Raw genomic sequence first — 15,352 nt, 5'->3', positions numbered from 1 at the left:
TTAAGAAAAAGCAAAGGTGTTACCGTAATGTCTTCAGACTATGGTATGATAAGTTGGATTTAGGAAACAATGTAACGTTAGTTTAACCAAAAGGAGTAGCAGAATTTATGAGCTTACGTAGTCACTTGGCAATTTTTGCCGGCAAAAGTGCCCAATGGATTTTGAAAACATTTTTTAAAGGTGGTTCCAGTTATCCTGGCCAACTCGCCTTAAAAATTGATCCCAATGTTTTGGATCACTATTCTGACCTTTATGAAGTTGTGGTTGTAACGGGCACCAACGGTAAAACACTTACAACTGCTTTAACTGTCAATATATTACAACAACAATTTGACGAAGTGTTGACCAATCCAACCGGAGCTAATATGGTTCAAGGGATTGTTTCAACTTTTCTATCAGCAAAGCCTAAAAAAAATCAAAAAAACTTTGCAGTCTTAGAAATTGACGAAGCCAGCCTAAGCAAAGTGACCGAATATATCAAACCCGAATTATTTGTCTTTACCAATATTTTTCGTGACCAAATGGACCGTTATGGTGAGATTTATACTACTTATCGTTTAATTGTCGAAGGTGCCGCAAAATCACCTCACGCACCAATTTTATGTAATGGGGATTCACCGATTTTCAATTCCTTGGATACGGTCAATCCACGAAAATATTATGGTTTTGATCACTTACCTGATAAAGAACAAATGGCCCACTATAATACCGACGGCGTTTTATGTCCGCAATGTCATCATATTCTGCACTACAAAATGATTACTTACGCCAATCTTGGCAAATACTATTGTCCTAACTGTGGCTTTCATCGTCCTGAATTAGATTACAAACTGACCAACATGGTAGCCATGGACAATACTTCTGCGGATTTTGTAATAGATGGACACGAATATGGCATTGAAGTAGGTGGCATGTATAATGTCTACAATGCCTTAGCTGCAACGGCTGTGGCGGAGTATTACGATGTGCCGGCAGAAAAAATTAAAGCCGGTCTTGGTTATGACGAAAAAGTTTTTGGTCGACAAGAAATTATCGACATTGACGGGAAGAAATGTACCTTAGTCTTAGTTAAAAATCCGGTAGGTTTAAATCAAGTCATCGACATGATTGGCCTTTCTCCTTATCCTTTTTCACTAGTGGCTTTATTAAATGCCAACTATGCAGACGGAATTGACGTCAGCTGGATTTGGGATGGAAATCACGAAGCTTTTGCGCAAATGAATATTCCAGCAGTCATTGCCGGCGGTGAACGTCATAAAGATATGGCATTGCGTTTAAAAGTTGCTGGCATTGCAGAAGATAAATTAACGGAAACAAAAGATTTAGACGAAGTTATTGTAGATATTAAAAAATTGCCAACTGAAAATGTTTATATTTTGGCAACTTATACTGCTGTGTTACAATTACGAAAAAAATTAGCGGAACAAGGTTACATTAAAGGAGGAATGGATCGTGGCTGATTATGAACTAACATTAGCCCATCTATACGGCAACCTATTAAACACTTATGGGGATAACGGTAACTTATTGGTTTTACAATACTTGGCCAAAAAAATGGGAATTCAATTGGATACTGAGATTGTTAGTATCCATGAAAAATTTGACGCTAAAAAATATGATTTAGTCTTTTTCGGTGGCGGTCAAGATTTTGAACAATTGATTGTTTCAGAAGATATTCAACAAAAAAAAGCAGACTTAACCGATTATATTGAAAACGACGGTATTATGTTAGCTATTTGTGGCGGTTATCAACTGTTAGGCCATTATTATATGGGCGCTAATGGCGAAAAAATTAAAGGTATTGGCGCATTAGATCATTATACTTTAAGCCAGGAAAACAATCGCTTTATTGGCGATATTGTCATTCACAATGAAGAATTTGACGAAACTTATTACGGCTTTGAAAATCACAACGGTCGTACTTTCTTAGGTGAAGGCGAACGTCCTTTAGGTAAAATCGTCGAAGGAAAAGGCAATAACGGGGAAGATCAAACAGAAGGTGTCATTTACCGTAACGTTTATGGTTCTTATTTCCACGGCCCAATTTTAGCCCGTAATGAAAAATTAGCCTATCGCTTGTTAAAAACAGCCCTTGAAAAAAAATACGGTACAGTAAACATCCCCACATTAGCCGAAATTGCTTAAAACAAGAAAAGCGGAATAAACGTGGTCAACTCTCAAGTAATAAGATGGAATTTTAATAAATTGTTTTCCAAATTTCTTCAAATTTCAGCTTATTACCGTAGAGAGTTCGTTTGTGAAGCTAGATCAAAGAAACGCGGAATGAACTTGTCCAGCTTTCAAGCAATACTTTCAAGCAATAAGATAAAATCTTGTTAAATGGTTTCTCAAATTTTTCAGGATTTTGGCTTATTGCCGGAGAAAGCTAGTTCATGAAGCTAGATCACAGAAAAGCTAAAGGCAGCGGTTAGCTCTTTGGAAAAATCTCAGAAATTTGATTTCTGGTGCTCTTTACCAGAAACTAATTTTTGAATTTTTCCCGAAGAGTTGCTGCATGTGCTAGATCACAGAAAAGCGGAATAAACGTGCTCAACTCTCTACAAAATCAAAAAGCGCCTCATAAAGCTAGTCAATTGACTTACTTTATGAGGCGCTTTTTGCCTAGATTAACACAACCGCATGTCTACTTTTTGTAAAAAGCGGCCACTTGTGACTACTTCTGCGTTAATTTCTGTTAGTTGCCCATCTTTTAATTCATAAAGGCTAAAACCTGCATGTTGAATGAAACGCACCATTCCAGCGCCTTCATCTTGACCTAAAAAAGAAAGTCCATCAGCAGTGTAATAGGCAATTCCCGCTACTGTAGTCTGGTAATGACTATGAGTGTGTCCATTTATAACCGCTAAAATATCGTAACGTTTTAAAATTTGCCAAACTTGTTGAGCTTGCGGGAGTTGCGGTGTGGCGTATTGCTTTTCAAGCAAATGATGGTGCGTCATAACCAAAACAGGTTTGTCTTGATGCGTTGACAGCATATCTTCCAACCAATTTAATTGTCCCCGATCGATCTGCCCATCTGCGTGGCCATACACCGAACTATCAAAAGATAATAAATAAAAATCTTCAAAAGTGTGAACAAAATTATAGTAATTGCTTGTTGGAACGTTTTTTAACCAGCCTTGGTAAAAATTCTCTTTAATATCGTGATTACCTAGTGTGACAAAAACCGGCGTATCTGGAAATGCTTTGTCAAAGTAATCTTTTAAAAACGCATAATCCGCTACTTCACCATCTTCAGTCAAATCACCAGTAATCAGCACTAAATCAACCGCTGTTTGAGCTTTGGCTTTTTTTATTGCAAGATCGAGATAATGAAGAGGATTTTCCATTTTCATCAGCATTTCTTGGTATCCATTTTCTGCGGGTAGATACTGGCTGCGATAATGTAAATCAGATAATTGTAAAATCTTCATTAGCGTAACTTCCTACGAATCCAGCCGGTAAATAAGTCTAAAGAAAAGACTGTTACAACGACTCCTAATAAAATAATACTTACACGATCCCAACTTCTAGTTTGAATGGCAAATATCAGTGGTGCACCAATCCCGCCAGCACCAACTAAACCTAAAGTTGCCGCACTACGAACCGCAATTTCAAAATGATTTAAAGATAATGAACTATAAATTGGTAATAAATAAGGTACCCGCACGGAAAAGATAATCTGCCAAAAATTAGCACCAATTGCTGTTGCGTCTTCTACTAACGCTTCGTTCATGCCTTCTGCTTCTTCTGTGAATAGTTTGCCTAACATCCCAATTTGATGAACTCCAATTGCCATCACGCCGGCAAATGGTCCTGGTCCAACAACTTTGACAAAAATAATCGCATATACTAATTCCGGAAATGCTCGTAAAACGTTACAAATAAATTTGCCAATTTTAGCAATCCAAGGATGATTTTGCCACAAGTTACTGGCGCTAATTAAAGTTAGCGGTAACGCTAAAATAGTCGCAATAAAAGTACCCAAAAAAGCAATCCCTAGCGTTAAAAGTAAAAGGCTAATTAAATCTTCTCCGCTGCCGTCATAAAGGTAGTGCCAATCCGGATGAGCCAACCCTTGTAAAACTTCTTTTCCCATCGCTAGAGAAAAAGTTTCTAAACTACTATAATCAATCCCCACTGCAGAATAAATGACCAGTACCATAAGTAACAGCAGGAAAAAATATGTTTTTTTACTAATTTGGCTTATTATCATCCCAATCTCCTCCTAACTGCTTCACTCAAACCATCCACAATCGCCACTACTACAAATATCGTCAAAATAATAATTGCCACCCGGTCGTAGCGCATGAGTGCCAAAGAGGAATTTAAAATCACACCAATCCCCCCTGCTCCGACATAACCTAAAACCGTCGAAGCCCGCACGTTTACTTCAAAAGCATAAAAAGTATAACTAATAATTTGATTAATCACTTGTGGTGCAACAGACCAAATAGCAACTTGCATTTTATTAGCTCCTACTGCTTCATTGGCTTCAATCGGGCCAAAGTCAATCGTCTCAATGGCTTGAAAAACTAATTGTGATACCATGCCAAATGTAAATACAGCGATAGTTAAAACCCCTGTTGCCTCGCCAATCCCAAAGACCGCAACAAATAAAGCTGCCAATAATAAATTAGGAATTGTCCGAATGACACCTAAGAAAAAACGAATAATATACGATAATACGCGTTGTTTGGTTACAACTTGAGTCGCTAAAAAGCTAACTGGTACCGCAAATAAAACACCTAAAAAAGTCCCAAACACAGACATTTGTAATGTCTTTAAAAGCGGGGTTAAAAGATTTGGCAAATAGCCAAAATCCGGTTTTAGAAAACGTGCTAAAAAGATCCCCATCTGATCGGAATTTTGAAAGACTGCTTGGAAATCTGCGCCAGTTAAAAGAATACTTCCTTGTAGACAAGCAAGTAAAATAACGACAATAAATAAGTGTTTATACCAATTAAAATGCACCGTATCTTTAATTTGCATCAGGTGCCACATCCTTTTCATAGGCCTCACCATATATTTCCTTCAAGCGTTGCGCCGTTAAGGTTTCTGCTGCACCATCAAACACAATTTCACCACTTTTTAGCGCAATAATTCGTGTTGCGTAAGCTTTTGCCAGTGGGACAGAATGAATGTTGACGATAATTGTTTTGTTTAAGCTTTGGTTGATTTCTTTTAAATCCCCCATTACTTTTTCAGCCGTCACAGGATCTAAAGAGGCTACTGGTTCGTCGGCTAAAATAATTTCTGCTTGTTGAACTAATGCTCTAGCGATTAAAACCCGTTGCTGTTGGCCTCCACTTAATTCGTCACTGCGCGTATGCAATTTATCTGATAACCCAACCTGCGCTAAGGCAGTTGTGGTTTTTTCATAGTCTTCTTTAGTAAACAGACCAAAAATACTTTTCCAAGTAGTGTAATAGCCTAGTCGACCAGACAAAACATTTTTTTGAACGGTACTGCGTTTAACCAGATTAAAACTTTGGGAAATCAACCCGATATTGCGGCGAATTTGGCGTAGTTTTTTCTTATTGGCTTTAGTAATGGAGTCACCATTAATCATAATTTCGCCCTCAGTTGTAGTAACCAAGCGATTAATAGAGCGTAATAATGTGCTTTTCCCCGCTCCACTCAACCCGATGATTGCAACAAATTCACCATCTGGAATCGTTAAATTAATATTTTGCAGTCCTTTGACACCATTAGGATATACTTTGGCGACATTTTTAAATTCAATCATGTATTTTGCTCCTATATTTTAGTAAAGATTAAGTTATAAAAAGCCAGCTCATACGAACTGGCACATTTGTTACTCGGAAGCTTTTTTAGTATATTCGCGAATTGTGTCATAAGCGCTGTCTGCAGCCTCTTGATACCCTTTATGCCCCCATAACGCCATCGCTTCTTGACCGGCTTCATCTTTTGGCATTGCTAGAAAGACATCTTTAATTTCGTCTTTCAGCTTAGCATCCATTTTAGGTTGCACCGCAATTGCGTCATTGGGAATATCCCCTTTGGTTAAAGATAAAACGCGTAATTCTTTCATAATATCTTGGTCACTAAATTTTGAAGCAAAGACATTTCGCGCGCCCTCAAAAACAAAGGCCGCATCCATTTGGCCATTTAAAACAGCAGTCATTTCACTTGGAATATCATTAACAGTTGTCAGTGTGGCATCTTTTGTAGGATCAATGCCGGCATCTTTTAATTCTGCTACTGGATAAATATAGCCACTAGCTGAGTTTGGTGATAGTGTGGCAATCTTTTTCCCTTTTAAATCGGACAAGTTTTTCAAATCACTATCGGCTTTAACTAAAATTTCACCTTTAAAAGTGTTAGTTAATTCGTCGGTTGGTAGACCAGTTTTTCGGTCATACGCACCCAATTGAGAGGTTAACAATGCTTCTGCGGCATCCATATCTTTGGCTTGCACATAAGCCGCCGGTGGCATAATCCCCACATCGACTTGGCCAGAAGCCATCGCTTCAACAATAGTAGAATAGTCTGTTGCTAATGTTACCGTTACATCCTTATCTAGTTTTTCAGATAAATACTCTGCAAATGGTTTTGTTTTAGCTTCCATGGAACCGTCATTATTAGTAGGAACAAATTGAACTACCAATTTTTCTTTTGAGTCCCCTTGTGCTTTTTGTTCACTGCCACATCCTGCAAGACCAACTAAAATTCCTAGCGTTAAAAGACCTGTTGCCAACATTTTGAAACGCATGTTTTCTCCCCCTATTGGAAATTGATTTATATTGCTCCCACATAATAGCAAGAATTTTCCCAAACAAAAATGACCTGTGTCACTTTGAGGGTAATTTTTTTGTAAAGTTTAGGTAAAATCCGAACATTATCTTAATAAAGTAGTAAGAAGGGATGCTTTTTTGCGCGATTGCCGTTATAATCAATAACAAACTTGCAGATGAGAAAGGAAGCTTTTATGAAACAATTATTTGATAAAAGCCAGTTAAAAGAAGCTATTACCAGTCATAACCTCCAAGACTATTTAGATACCGATTTATTTTCAATCGCGACACTATGTACTTTTGAAAAAGATGAAGATCTCATTCAAGCCGGCACACCTTCTAAGTACCTCTATTTTTTAGTCGAAGGGACTGCCATGGTATATTCTTATACTTATGACACCCAAAATATTTGTATCAATTATTGCTACGAGGCAACGATTATCGGCGAAGCCTCATCTTTGTGGCAAACAACACCTAGCAGTAGCGTTAAAGCCATGACACCTTGTACTTGTGTTTGTGTGAATTTAAAACAATACCGCGCCCTTTTACAAAATGACTTACGTTTTTTAAAACACACCTGTCAACTCCTTAGCTATCGATTAAATACAGGTATTAATTTAGCTAATTCATTAAGTGAGCCGGTGGAAACACGGCTGGCTCGGTTTATTTTAGAACATGAAAAAGAAGGGCTTTTCTCTTTTCAACTAAATAACTGCGCTGCTATTTTAAATGTGAGTTATCGTCATCTTTTACGAACGATGACAAACTTTAAGGAACAAGGTATTTTACAAAAAAGCCGTGGTGGCTATCTTATTTTAAATAAAAAAGAATTAACCGCACTCACTGCCTAAAAAAATTGCACTGCGATAGATACCATATTTTGTCGTAGTGCTTTTTATTGTGCGTAATTTTTTAGTTTGATAAATATGAAAACGTCCTCTCATTGCCATCTTTTTTGCGTATAATGAACTTAACAAGAAATAAAAGAAGTTTGGATAGTTACTAACTAAAAAACAAAAGGAAGATAGAAAATGAAGGAAACACTCGCTGATGATTTAAACCTTTTAAGCGCTTTTTGCGGCGTACGGGATCTTACCGATTTATCACAAAATGCTCTTTATCAAAAATACCAGCTAAAAAAGGCGGATGCTTTCGTTTTATTTGGTGGGAGCATTTTATCAGGAATAGATGTCTTGATAACAGCGATGAATAACCAAGTGGCGACAAATTACTTAATCGTAGGTGGTCAAGGCCATACTACTAATGCACTGCGTTTAAAAATAAATCAGTTTTATCCCCAGATTCCTACAAAAAATGCTAGTGAAGCCCAGATGTTTAATGCTATTTTGCAATTAAAAACCGGCAAAACAGCTGACTACTTAGAAGTAAAGTCGACCAATAGTGGCAACAATATCACAAATCTTTTACAATTACTTGAAACGCACGAATTAAAAAAAGCCAGCCTTATTTTGTGCCAAGATGCGACGATGCAGCGACGGATGGCTGCGACATGCAGTAAATTTGCCCCTAATACGACAATCATAAATTATGCCAGCTATAAAGTGAAAGTCATGGAAAAAGATAATCAGTTGCACTTTGACCGTAAACTTTTAGGAATGTGGGAGATGGATCAATACATAACATTGCTACTGGGTGAAATTAGCCGACTACAAAATACGCCCAGTGGTTATGGTCCTGCTGGTAAAAATTTTATTGCTCCTGTGTTTATCCCCCAAGACATACTAGCTGCTTTTTATCGTGTTGCAACATTATTTCCAAATAAAGTTCGTACGGCTAATCCAGCTTATGCTAAAAGTTTAGAAAACTAGTATTTTCATCAAAATATTTTTTCACTAATTTTATCACTATTTTTAAATCTGAGGAGGTTGACGTTTAATATGAAAGGAATTTTATTTGATTTCAATGGTACGCTGATTAACGATACAAAAAAACACGAAGATGCTTGGCAAACTTTTATTACCAAAAGCACCGGCTCGCCAGTTTCCGATGCTGATTTTGCCAAATATTTTCATGGTAAAAATGCCAAACATACTTTGGAACACGTTTTTAAACGTTCCTTAACGCAAAAAGAAATTGAGGATTACGCCGAAGAAAAAGAAGCAATTTATCGCCAAATTTGTTTAGAAGATCCCCACTATGGTTTATTAAAAGGCGTACCCGAATTTCTAACTCAATTACAAAAACAACAAATTCCTTTTACTATCGCTACGGCTTCAGGGAAAACTAATTTAGATTTTTATTTTGAAACACTGGGATTAGAACAGTGGTTTGATTTAAATCAGGTTGTCTATGACGATGGAACGATGATTAGTAAACCAGACCCCGATCCTTATTTAAAAGGTGCGGCCCGCTTAAATCTTCCTACCAAAGAATGTGTCATTTTTGAAGATGTCCCCGCCGGTCTTGCGAGTGCATATAACGCTAATCCAGCTAAAATAGTTGCCGTGGCGACTTCTGCCAAAAAAGCTACTTTAGCTTCATTACCTGGGGTTTCACTTGTAATTGAAGATTTTACCGATTCAGCGCTAACTGAATTACTCACCCATTTTAGTTAAAAAAAGGCCATCTTGAAAAAAAGATGAAGTGACCTACAAAAGTTAGACTAAAAAATTTAACTTTTAGGGCCACTTCACTTTTTCTTAGATGGCTGTTTCTTTATGCTCTTATTGCCACTGCGCTGTAACACTCACACCAAAATGATCACTTACAATCGGGGTTTTGCCCCCATCAAAAATAACTTCATGGGTGACTACTTTAAATTCAGGAGTCATAAAAATGTAATCAATCCGTTCACCATTACTTTCTTCCCAACCAGCAATTTTAGCTAGCGTAGTATAGTTACCAACGCTTTTTTTGGCTGCATAAAAACTATCTTGCAATTGCCAATCACTTGCTAAGATTAATTCATAGCCTGGCGTATGGGCTGGGTTATTGAAATCTCCCATTAAAACAAGCGGATACGAATTAGTCGCTAAAAAAGCTTCTGTTTTTTCCCACTCAGCAGAAAATCCTTTTGTCCACCAAGAAAAATGACCGCTTACGACTTGAAGAAGCTGACCGTCTACTTCTGTTAATGCCGTTAAGATTCTTCTGGTGTGATAATCTGCTACATCAGTAGTTTTTGAAACTAGGTGGTCTTTTGCAATAAAAGGAGTTTTGGCTAAAATTGCTACACCTTCATGGAAACGATCATAACCAATGTGGTTGTAACACCAACTCCAGTAATAATCCTTTTCTACACATTGCAATTGTTCTTGCAAACGCAGCGCAAAATTATCTTCGTGAATTACCACATCAGTACTACTGGGAATAAACCAATCATCTAAAACCGCCACTTCACTTTTTACAAGCTGATTAACTTCTTGTAAACAAATCACATCATAATCATTTGCCGCAATATTTTTTACTAGTTGGTCTAATTTTTCTGTTTGATTTTCTTCCAACCAACTATGGCAATTTAAGGTTAAAAATTTCATCTTCTTACTCCTATCTCTTTACATCGTTTAAGAATAGCACACTTTATTGACCAAGAAAAAGGACTGTACCCTTAAGACACAATGTCTTTAGCACAGCCCTTTTATATTTACAGTGCCACTTTGGCTACTTCTGTTTTACCAGCAAGTTCACCTGTCTTGGTTAACGTCACAGTCTGAATTTCTTCTGCATTGGTAAAGGCAACAATAATTGTTGTCTGTTTACTAGCGGCTTTGATTGCATTTAAATCCATTTGGGCAATCACATCTCCTGCTGAAACTTTATCGCCATCTTTAACCTTCACTGTAAATGGCGCACCTTTTAAATCAACCGTATCAATGCCCATGTGCACTAAAACTTCTAGTCCATTGTCTGTCAGTAATCCCAATGCATGTTTAGTTGGAAAGACACTTGTGACCGTGCCAGAAACAGGGGCATAAACAGTCCCATTTTGAGGTTCTACCCCAAAACCATCTCCCATCATTTTTTGAGAGAAAACCGGATCGTTCACCGCCGAAATCGGCTTAACATTGCCGTCTGCTACATTTAAAATTGTTTCATTGATTCCTTTAAATTCTTTAGGTGCTTTTTCTTCACCGATTTCAGCAATTACTTCTGTTTGGGGAATTTCCATGCCAGAATCAATAGCATCTTGAATATCAGATTTTAAAATATCCGCTTTTGGTCCATAGACTGCTTGAACCCCTTTATCTTTTACCAATAATCCCATTGCGCCAGCATTTTTCCAATCTACTTCGCCACCAACTTTTGCAGGATCTTTGACAGAAACACGTAAACGCGTCATGCATGCATCGACATCCATGATATTTTCTTTCCCGCCTAAAAGATTAATTACCTTTACGATTTGAGAGTTTGGATCTAATTTCCCATCTGCTGTAACAGTTGTTGTATCGGCATCCTTATTATCGTTTTCATAATTCCCGTTACGTCCTGGTGTGGCAAAATTGAATTTTTTAATTAAGAAATTAGCTACAAAAAACATCACGACACCAAAGACTAACGTGACCCAAATAAAGTTAAATAAATCACCGCCAAGACCTGCTTTAATGGCCATTGGTGTTCTTGTTAATAATTCAATATTACCAAATGAGTGAACGCGTAAATGTACAATGTCTGCCATTGCAAAAGCTGCACCTTGGACTACTGCATAGACAACATATAATGGCACAGCTGCAAACATAAACATAAATTCTAGTGGTTCTGTTACCCCAGTTAAAAAGACAGCCAATGCTGCTGAAAGATACATCGATTTATAAGCATTGCGTTTGTCTTTATCCACATTACGGTACATTGCAAAAGCTAGACCCATTAAAATACCAGAAGCTCCGATCATTTGCCCTACTTTAAAACGAGCCGGAGTAAAGTGATTTAAGACATACTCATATTGTGACATATCTCCTTGGCCTTTTAAGTTTACTAAATCAGTCGCCCACGCTAACCACAATGGATCTTGACCAAATACTTGTTGTCCTGCTTGTGCGCCGGACATAATAGTATACGCTCCACCTAATTCCGTATAGTTAATTGGAATGGTCAACATGTGATGCAAACCAAATGGTAGAAGTAAACGTTCCAATGTCCCATATAAAAACGGTGCCAAAACTGGTGCTGTTTCTTGCGATTGGGCGATCCACAAACCAAAGTTATTGATTCCCGATTGAATTACCGGCCAGACGATGGCTAAAACTAAAGAAACTAAGATTGAACGAAAAATAACTACAAAAGGAACAAAACGTTTTCCGTTGAAAAATGCTAAAGCATCCGGTAATTTACGGAAGTTATAATATTTGTTATAAGCTGTCGCACCTACAAACCCGGCGATAATCCCCACAAAAACGCCCATATTTAAAGCTGGGGCTTCTAAAACACTAGTGAAAAAACCATTTACCATAATTTTAGTGCCAAACAATGTTTCAGTAAGCGCCTCTGGATCCGCTAACATTTCACTGGTTACGCCAAAAATAGCACCAGTAATTCGATTGATTAAAATAAATGACAATCCAGCCGCAAAGGCACCACCGGCTCTTTCTTTAGCCCAACTTCCCCCAATTGCTAAAGCGAATAAAAGATGAAGGTTTCCAATAATAGCCCAACCAATGTTTTCAATTACACCACCTGTTGTCACTAAAGCTGCTAGATCAGGATTCATCATTGGAATTGTTTTTCCAATACTAATCATTAAACCGGCAGCTGGCATAACTGCAATGACCACCATTAAGGCTTTCCCAAATTTTTGCCAAAACTCAAAACTAATTAATTTTTTCAGATTTTCTTTCACAAACCTTCACTCCTTTAATAATTTCCCATTGTTCTATTAAATAATTCCAATTTACCAATTCCGAAAATAACGCAATCGGTTTCGTTGCAAATTATTATAGCGGAGTTCGATTTTACTGTAAAGGTAAAATTATATTTTTATTTTTCACCATATTTCGAGGATGAATTACAAACCAAATAAAAATAAGGCTGCGTAAGCGTGAGTGTGTCCTTATTTCAAGCTAAAATAAGTCCCTCGCAATCTTTTTGCAAATTAACGCTTGACTAACGCAATCGATTGCGTTTATTATTTAGTTAACGAAGACAACACAAGGAGGATTATAAAATGAATCAGATTCAGCGCCTATTTGACATTGACCCTTGGAAAATTACGACCAAAACCTTAGACAAGCAAAATCGTCGCTTACAAGAATCATTAACAAGCACAGGTAATGGTTATATGGGGATGCGGGGAAATTTTGAAGAACAATATTCTGGTGATCATCATTTAGGAACATATTTAGCTGGGGTTTGGTATCCGGATAAAACCCGCGTTGGTTGGTGGAAAAATGGTTACCCTGATTACTTTGGCAAAGTTATTAACGCAATCAACTTTCTAAAATTAAATATTACCGTCAATGGGACAACGATTGATTTAGCTACAATTCCCCATGAAGATTTTCATTTAGAACTAGATATGCAAACCGGAATTTTAACACGTCGCTTTACAATTAAATTAACAGATGCGACTGTCCGTTTTAATTTTGAACGCTTCTTATCAATTGTCAAAAAAGAACTAGCAGTTTTAAAAGTGACTGCAGAAGTAATTACAGGGGCAGCTGAAATTACCATTGATTCTTCTTTAGATAGTAATGTTCGCAATGAAGATAGCAATTACGATGAATTATTTTGGGAAGAAAAAGATAGTGGCACACAAGATAATGGCACTTACTTAACCGTTCAAACCATCCCAAACAATTTTGGCATCGAACGTTTTAGCGTGACAGCACTAATGCAGCATAATCAGCAAGCTCTTGAAACTACACCGGCACCATTAGCAATTTCAGAATCTTTTAGTTATGAAGCAAAAGCCGGTGAAACAATCGATTTTGAAAAAAGAATTATCGTTTTAACTAGCCGTGATGTACCAGAAGAAACACAAGTCAAAAAAGCTAGTGAATTAATGTCTACTTATAGTGAAAGTTTTGACGTTTTAAAAGATGAGCAAGTTGCAGCGTGGAAAAAACGATGGGAATTAGCCGATGTAGCGATTAATGGTGACCCAGCCGCGCAACAAGGGATTCGGTTTAATTTGTTCCAATTATTCTCCACTTATTACGGTGACGATGAACGTCTAAATATTGGACCAAAAGGCTTTACCGGCGAAAAATATGGCGGTGCTACTTATTGGGATACTGAGGCTTACGCTGTTCCACTTTACCTTGCGTTAGCAGAACCAAAAGTTACCAAAAACCTTTTAAAATATCGTCACAATCAATTACCAGAGGCTCACATTAACGCTCAAAAACAAGGATTAGCAGGAGCTTTATACCCAATGGTGACCTTTACAGGAATTGAATGTCATAACGAATGGGAAATTACCTTTGAAGAAATCCATCGTAATGGTTCTATTGCCTACGCAATTTATAACTACACGAATTACACCGGAGACGAAACTTATTTACAAAAAGAAGGTTTGGAAGTTTTAACTGAAATTGCGCGTTTTTGGGCAGATCGCGTTCACTTTTCAAAACGGCAGCAAAAATATATGATTCATGGGGTAACAGGTCCTAATGAATACGAAAATAATATTAATAATAACTGGTATACCAATATGCTAGCCGCCTGGGTATTAAAATATACCTTAGAAAATTATCGTCGTTTTGAAGATGTAGCAACTGTTTCAATTCCTCAAAGTGAACAAGAGCAGTGGGAAGAAATCTACCGTAATATGTATTTACCAGTTGATGAAGAATTGGGTATTTTTGTGCAACACGATACTTTCTTAGACAAAGATCTTATGCCCGTTACAGACTTAAATCCAGCCGATTTACCATTGAACCAACATTGGTCATGGGATAAAATTTTGCGCTCTTGCTTTATTAAACAAGCTGATGTCTTGCAAGGAATTTATTATTTTTCTGATGAGTTTACTTTGGAAGAAAAACAAAAAAACTTCAATTTCTACGAACCAATGACTGTCCATGAATCTTCACTTTCTGCTAGTATTCATGCTATTTTAGCAGCGGAACTAGGGATGGAGGAAAAAGCTTTAGAAATGTATGAACGTACCGCTCGCCTTGATTTGGATAATTACAACAATGATACCGAAGACGGCTTGCATATCACTTCTATGACAGGTAGCTGGTTAGCGATTGTCCAAGGTTTTGCCCAAATGAAAACGGCTCATGAGACACTATCATTTGCGCCGTTTTTACCAAGCAAATGGGATAGTTATGCATTTCATATCAACTATCGTGGCCGCTTGTTAGCTGTAACCGTCGAAAAAGAAACAGTTACTTTAAAACTTGTTGCCGGCGATACCATCAATGTAACATTATATGATGAAAACTATGACTTAGCAGACGAAATCACAGTCGCTATGAAAGACTAGTTCTTGCGCCCGCAGTCTGCGGGCGTTTTCTGGTATATGTATATAAAGTATGACGTAAGAAAGACTGCATCCCTTCAGCTTTTCTAATTTTCTAGCTAAAAGACTTACTTTACAAGCCAAGCAGTAGTTGGTCAAACAAAATAAAAAATTAACCGTTATTAATCCATTAATTTGGCTAGTTTTCTGGCGCTAAAATTGCTATGATAGC

Annotated in this window: 13 protein-coding genes; 6 read left to right on the top strand and 7 right to left on the bottom strand. The window is 37.3% G+C overall.

The window, feature by feature from the left end:
• Positions 1–107 precede the first annotated feature (107 nt).
• Together IGI65_RS04965 and IGI65_RS04960 are read left to right on the top strand one after the other, a co-directional pair.
• Positions 108–1,460 (top strand): MurT ligase domain-containing protein, encoded by a 1,353-nt coding sequence (locus tag IGI65_RS04965; RefSeq protein ID WP_438773426.1) that lies wholly within the window; start codon positions 108–110, stop codon positions 1,458–1,460.
• Positions 1,453–2,145 (top strand): type 1 glutamine amidotransferase, encoded by a 693-nt coding sequence (locus IGI65_RS04960; protein ID WP_071864809.1) that lies wholly within the window; start codon positions 1,453–1,455, stop codon positions 2,143–2,145. The genes IGI65_RS04965 and IGI65_RS04960 overlap by 8 nt, the downstream gene beginning before the upstream one ends.
• A 482-nt stretch (positions 2,146–2,627) precedes the next feature.
• On the opposite strand, the gene IGI65_RS04955 is transcribed toward IGI65_RS04960, so the two are convergent.
• The 5 genes from IGI65_RS04955 to IGI65_RS04935 form a co-directional block, all read right to left on the bottom strand.
• Positions 2,628–3,434 (bottom strand): metallophosphoesterase family protein, encoded by an 807-nt coding sequence (locus IGI65_RS04955; RefSeq protein WP_438773425.1) that lies wholly within the window; start codon positions 3,432–3,434, stop codon positions 2,628–2,630.
• Positions 3,434–4,216, bottom strand: a complete 783-nt coding sequence (phnE, locus tag IGI65_RS04950) for a phosphonate ABC transporter, permease protein PhnE (protein ID WP_438773424.1) — start codon at positions 4,214–4,216, stop codon at positions 3,434–3,436. The genes IGI65_RS04955 and phnE (IGI65_RS04950) overlap by 1 nt, the downstream gene beginning before the upstream one ends.
• A complete protein-coding gene (gene phnE, locus IGI65_RS04945) occupies positions 4,213–4,992 on the bottom strand; it encodes a phosphonate ABC transporter, permease protein PhnE (RefSeq protein WP_071864806.1) in 780 nt (259 codons plus the stop codon). Before phnE (IGI65_RS04945) ends, phnE (IGI65_RS04950) begins: the two co-directional genes overlap by 4 nt.
• Positions 4,982–5,749 carry a phosphonate ABC transporter ATP-binding protein gene (gene phnC, locus IGI65_RS04940; protein ID WP_438773423.1) on the bottom strand — a complete coding sequence of 256 codons (768 nt, stop codon included), beginning with the start codon at positions 5,747–5,749 and terminating at the stop codon, positions 4,982–4,984. The genes phnE (IGI65_RS04945) and phnC overlap by 11 nt, the downstream gene beginning before the upstream one ends.
• A 69-nt stretch (positions 5,750–5,818) precedes the next feature.
• On the bottom strand, positions 5,819–6,736 hold the full coding sequence (locus IGI65_RS04935) for a phosphate/phosphite/phosphonate ABC transporter substrate-binding protein (RefSeq protein WP_438773422.1): 918 nt from the start codon (positions 6,734–6,736) through the stop codon (positions 5,819–5,821).
• 216 nt (positions 6,737–6,952) lie between these two features.
• Between IGI65_RS04935 and IGI65_RS04930 the strand changes: the two genes are divergently transcribed.
• The 3 genes from IGI65_RS04930 (at position 6,953) to IGI65_RS04920 (ending at position 9,334) form a co-directional block, all read left to right on the top strand.
• Positions 6,953–7,609 carry a cyclic nucleotide-binding domain-containing protein gene (locus IGI65_RS04930; RefSeq protein ID WP_438773421.1) on the top strand — a complete coding sequence of 219 codons (657 nt, stop codon included), beginning with the start codon at positions 6,953–6,955 and terminating at the stop codon, positions 7,607–7,609.
• A 180-nt stretch (positions 7,610–7,789) separates the two neighbouring features.
• Positions 7,790–8,587 (top strand): hypothetical protein, encoded by a 798-nt coding sequence (locus IGI65_RS04925; protein ID WP_438773419.1) that lies wholly within the window; start codon positions 7,790–7,792, stop codon positions 8,585–8,587.
• Positions 8,588–8,656: 69 nt separating this feature from the next.
• A complete protein-coding gene (locus IGI65_RS04920; RefSeq protein WP_438773418.1) occupies positions 8,657–9,334 on the top strand; it encodes an HAD family hydrolase in 678 nt (225 codons plus the stop codon).
• Positions 9,335–9,442: 108 nt separating this feature from the next.
• Here IGI65_RS04920 and IGI65_RS04915 read toward each other — a convergent pair whose 3' ends face one another.
• Together IGI65_RS04915 and IGI65_RS04910 are read right to left on the bottom strand one after the other, a co-directional pair.
• Positions 9,443–10,255: an endonuclease/exonuclease/phosphatase family protein gene (locus tag IGI65_RS04915; RefSeq protein ID WP_438773417.1), complete on the bottom strand. Its 813-nt coding sequence runs from the start codon at positions 10,253–10,255 to the stop codon at positions 9,443–9,445.
• Positions 10,256–10,362: 107 nt separating this feature from the next.
• Positions 10,363–12,540 (bottom strand): PTS transporter subunit IIBC, encoded by a 2,178-nt coding sequence (locus IGI65_RS04910; protein WP_438774411.1) that lies wholly within the window; start codon positions 12,538–12,540, stop codon positions 10,363–10,365.
• Positions 12,541–12,876: 336 nt separating this feature from the next.
• On the opposite strand from IGI65_RS04910, the gene IGI65_RS04905 reads away from it, so the two are divergent.
• Positions 12,877–15,144, top strand: a complete 2,268-nt coding sequence (locus IGI65_RS04905; RefSeq protein ID WP_438773416.1) for a glycoside hydrolase family 65 protein — start codon at positions 12,877–12,879, stop codon at positions 15,142–15,144.
• Positions 15,145–15,352 lie beyond the last annotated feature (208 nt).

Source organism: Enterococcus sp. DIV0755b, assembly GCF_051713765.1.
Taxonomy (GTDB): Bacteria; Bacillota; Bacilli; order Lactobacillales; family Enterococcaceae; genus Enterococcus_C; species Enterococcus_C canintestini.
The sequence above is the reverse complement of the archived record's forward strand: the minus strand, read 5'-3'. Positions and strand labels throughout refer to the sequence as shown.

Coding starts and splice junctions, on each gene's coding strand:
- IGI65_RS04965 (WP_438773426.1), top strand. CDS start 108: ATGAGCTTACGTAGTCACTTGGCAATTTTTGCCGGCAAAAGTGCCCAA.
- IGI65_RS04955 (WP_438773425.1), bottom strand. CDS start 3,434: ATGAAGATTTTACAATTATCTGATTTACATTATCGCAGCCAGTATCTA.
- phnE (WP_438773424.1), bottom strand. CDS start 4,216: ATGATAATAAGCCAAATTAGTAAAAAAACATATTTTTTCCTGCTGTTA.
- phnE (WP_071864806.1), bottom strand. CDS start 4,992: ATGCAAATTAAAGATACGGTGCATTTTAATTGGTATAAACACTTATTT.
- phnC (WP_438773423.1), bottom strand. CDS start 5,749: ATGATTGAATTTAAAAATGTCGCCAAAGTATATCCTAATGGTGTCAAA.
- IGI65_RS04935 (WP_438773422.1), bottom strand. CDS start 6,736: ATGCGTTTCAAAATGTTGGCAACAGGTCTTTTAACGCTAGGAATTTTA.
- IGI65_RS04930 (WP_438773421.1), top strand. CDS start 6,953: ATGAAACAATTATTTGATAAAAGCCAGTTAAAAGAAGCTATTACCAGT.
- IGI65_RS04925 (WP_438773419.1), top strand. CDS start 7,790: ATGAAGGAAACACTCGCTGATGATTTAAACCTTTTAAGCGCTTTTTGC.
- IGI65_RS04920 (WP_438773418.1), top strand. CDS start 8,657: ATGAAAGGAATTTTATTTGATTTCAATGGTACGCTGATTAACGATACA.
- IGI65_RS04915 (WP_438773417.1), bottom strand. CDS start 10,255: ATGAAATTTTTAACCTTAAATTGCCATAGTTGGTTGGAAGAAAATCAA.
- IGI65_RS04905 (WP_438773416.1), top strand. CDS start 12,877: ATGAATCAGATTCAGCGCCTATTTGACATTGACCCTTGGAAAATTACG.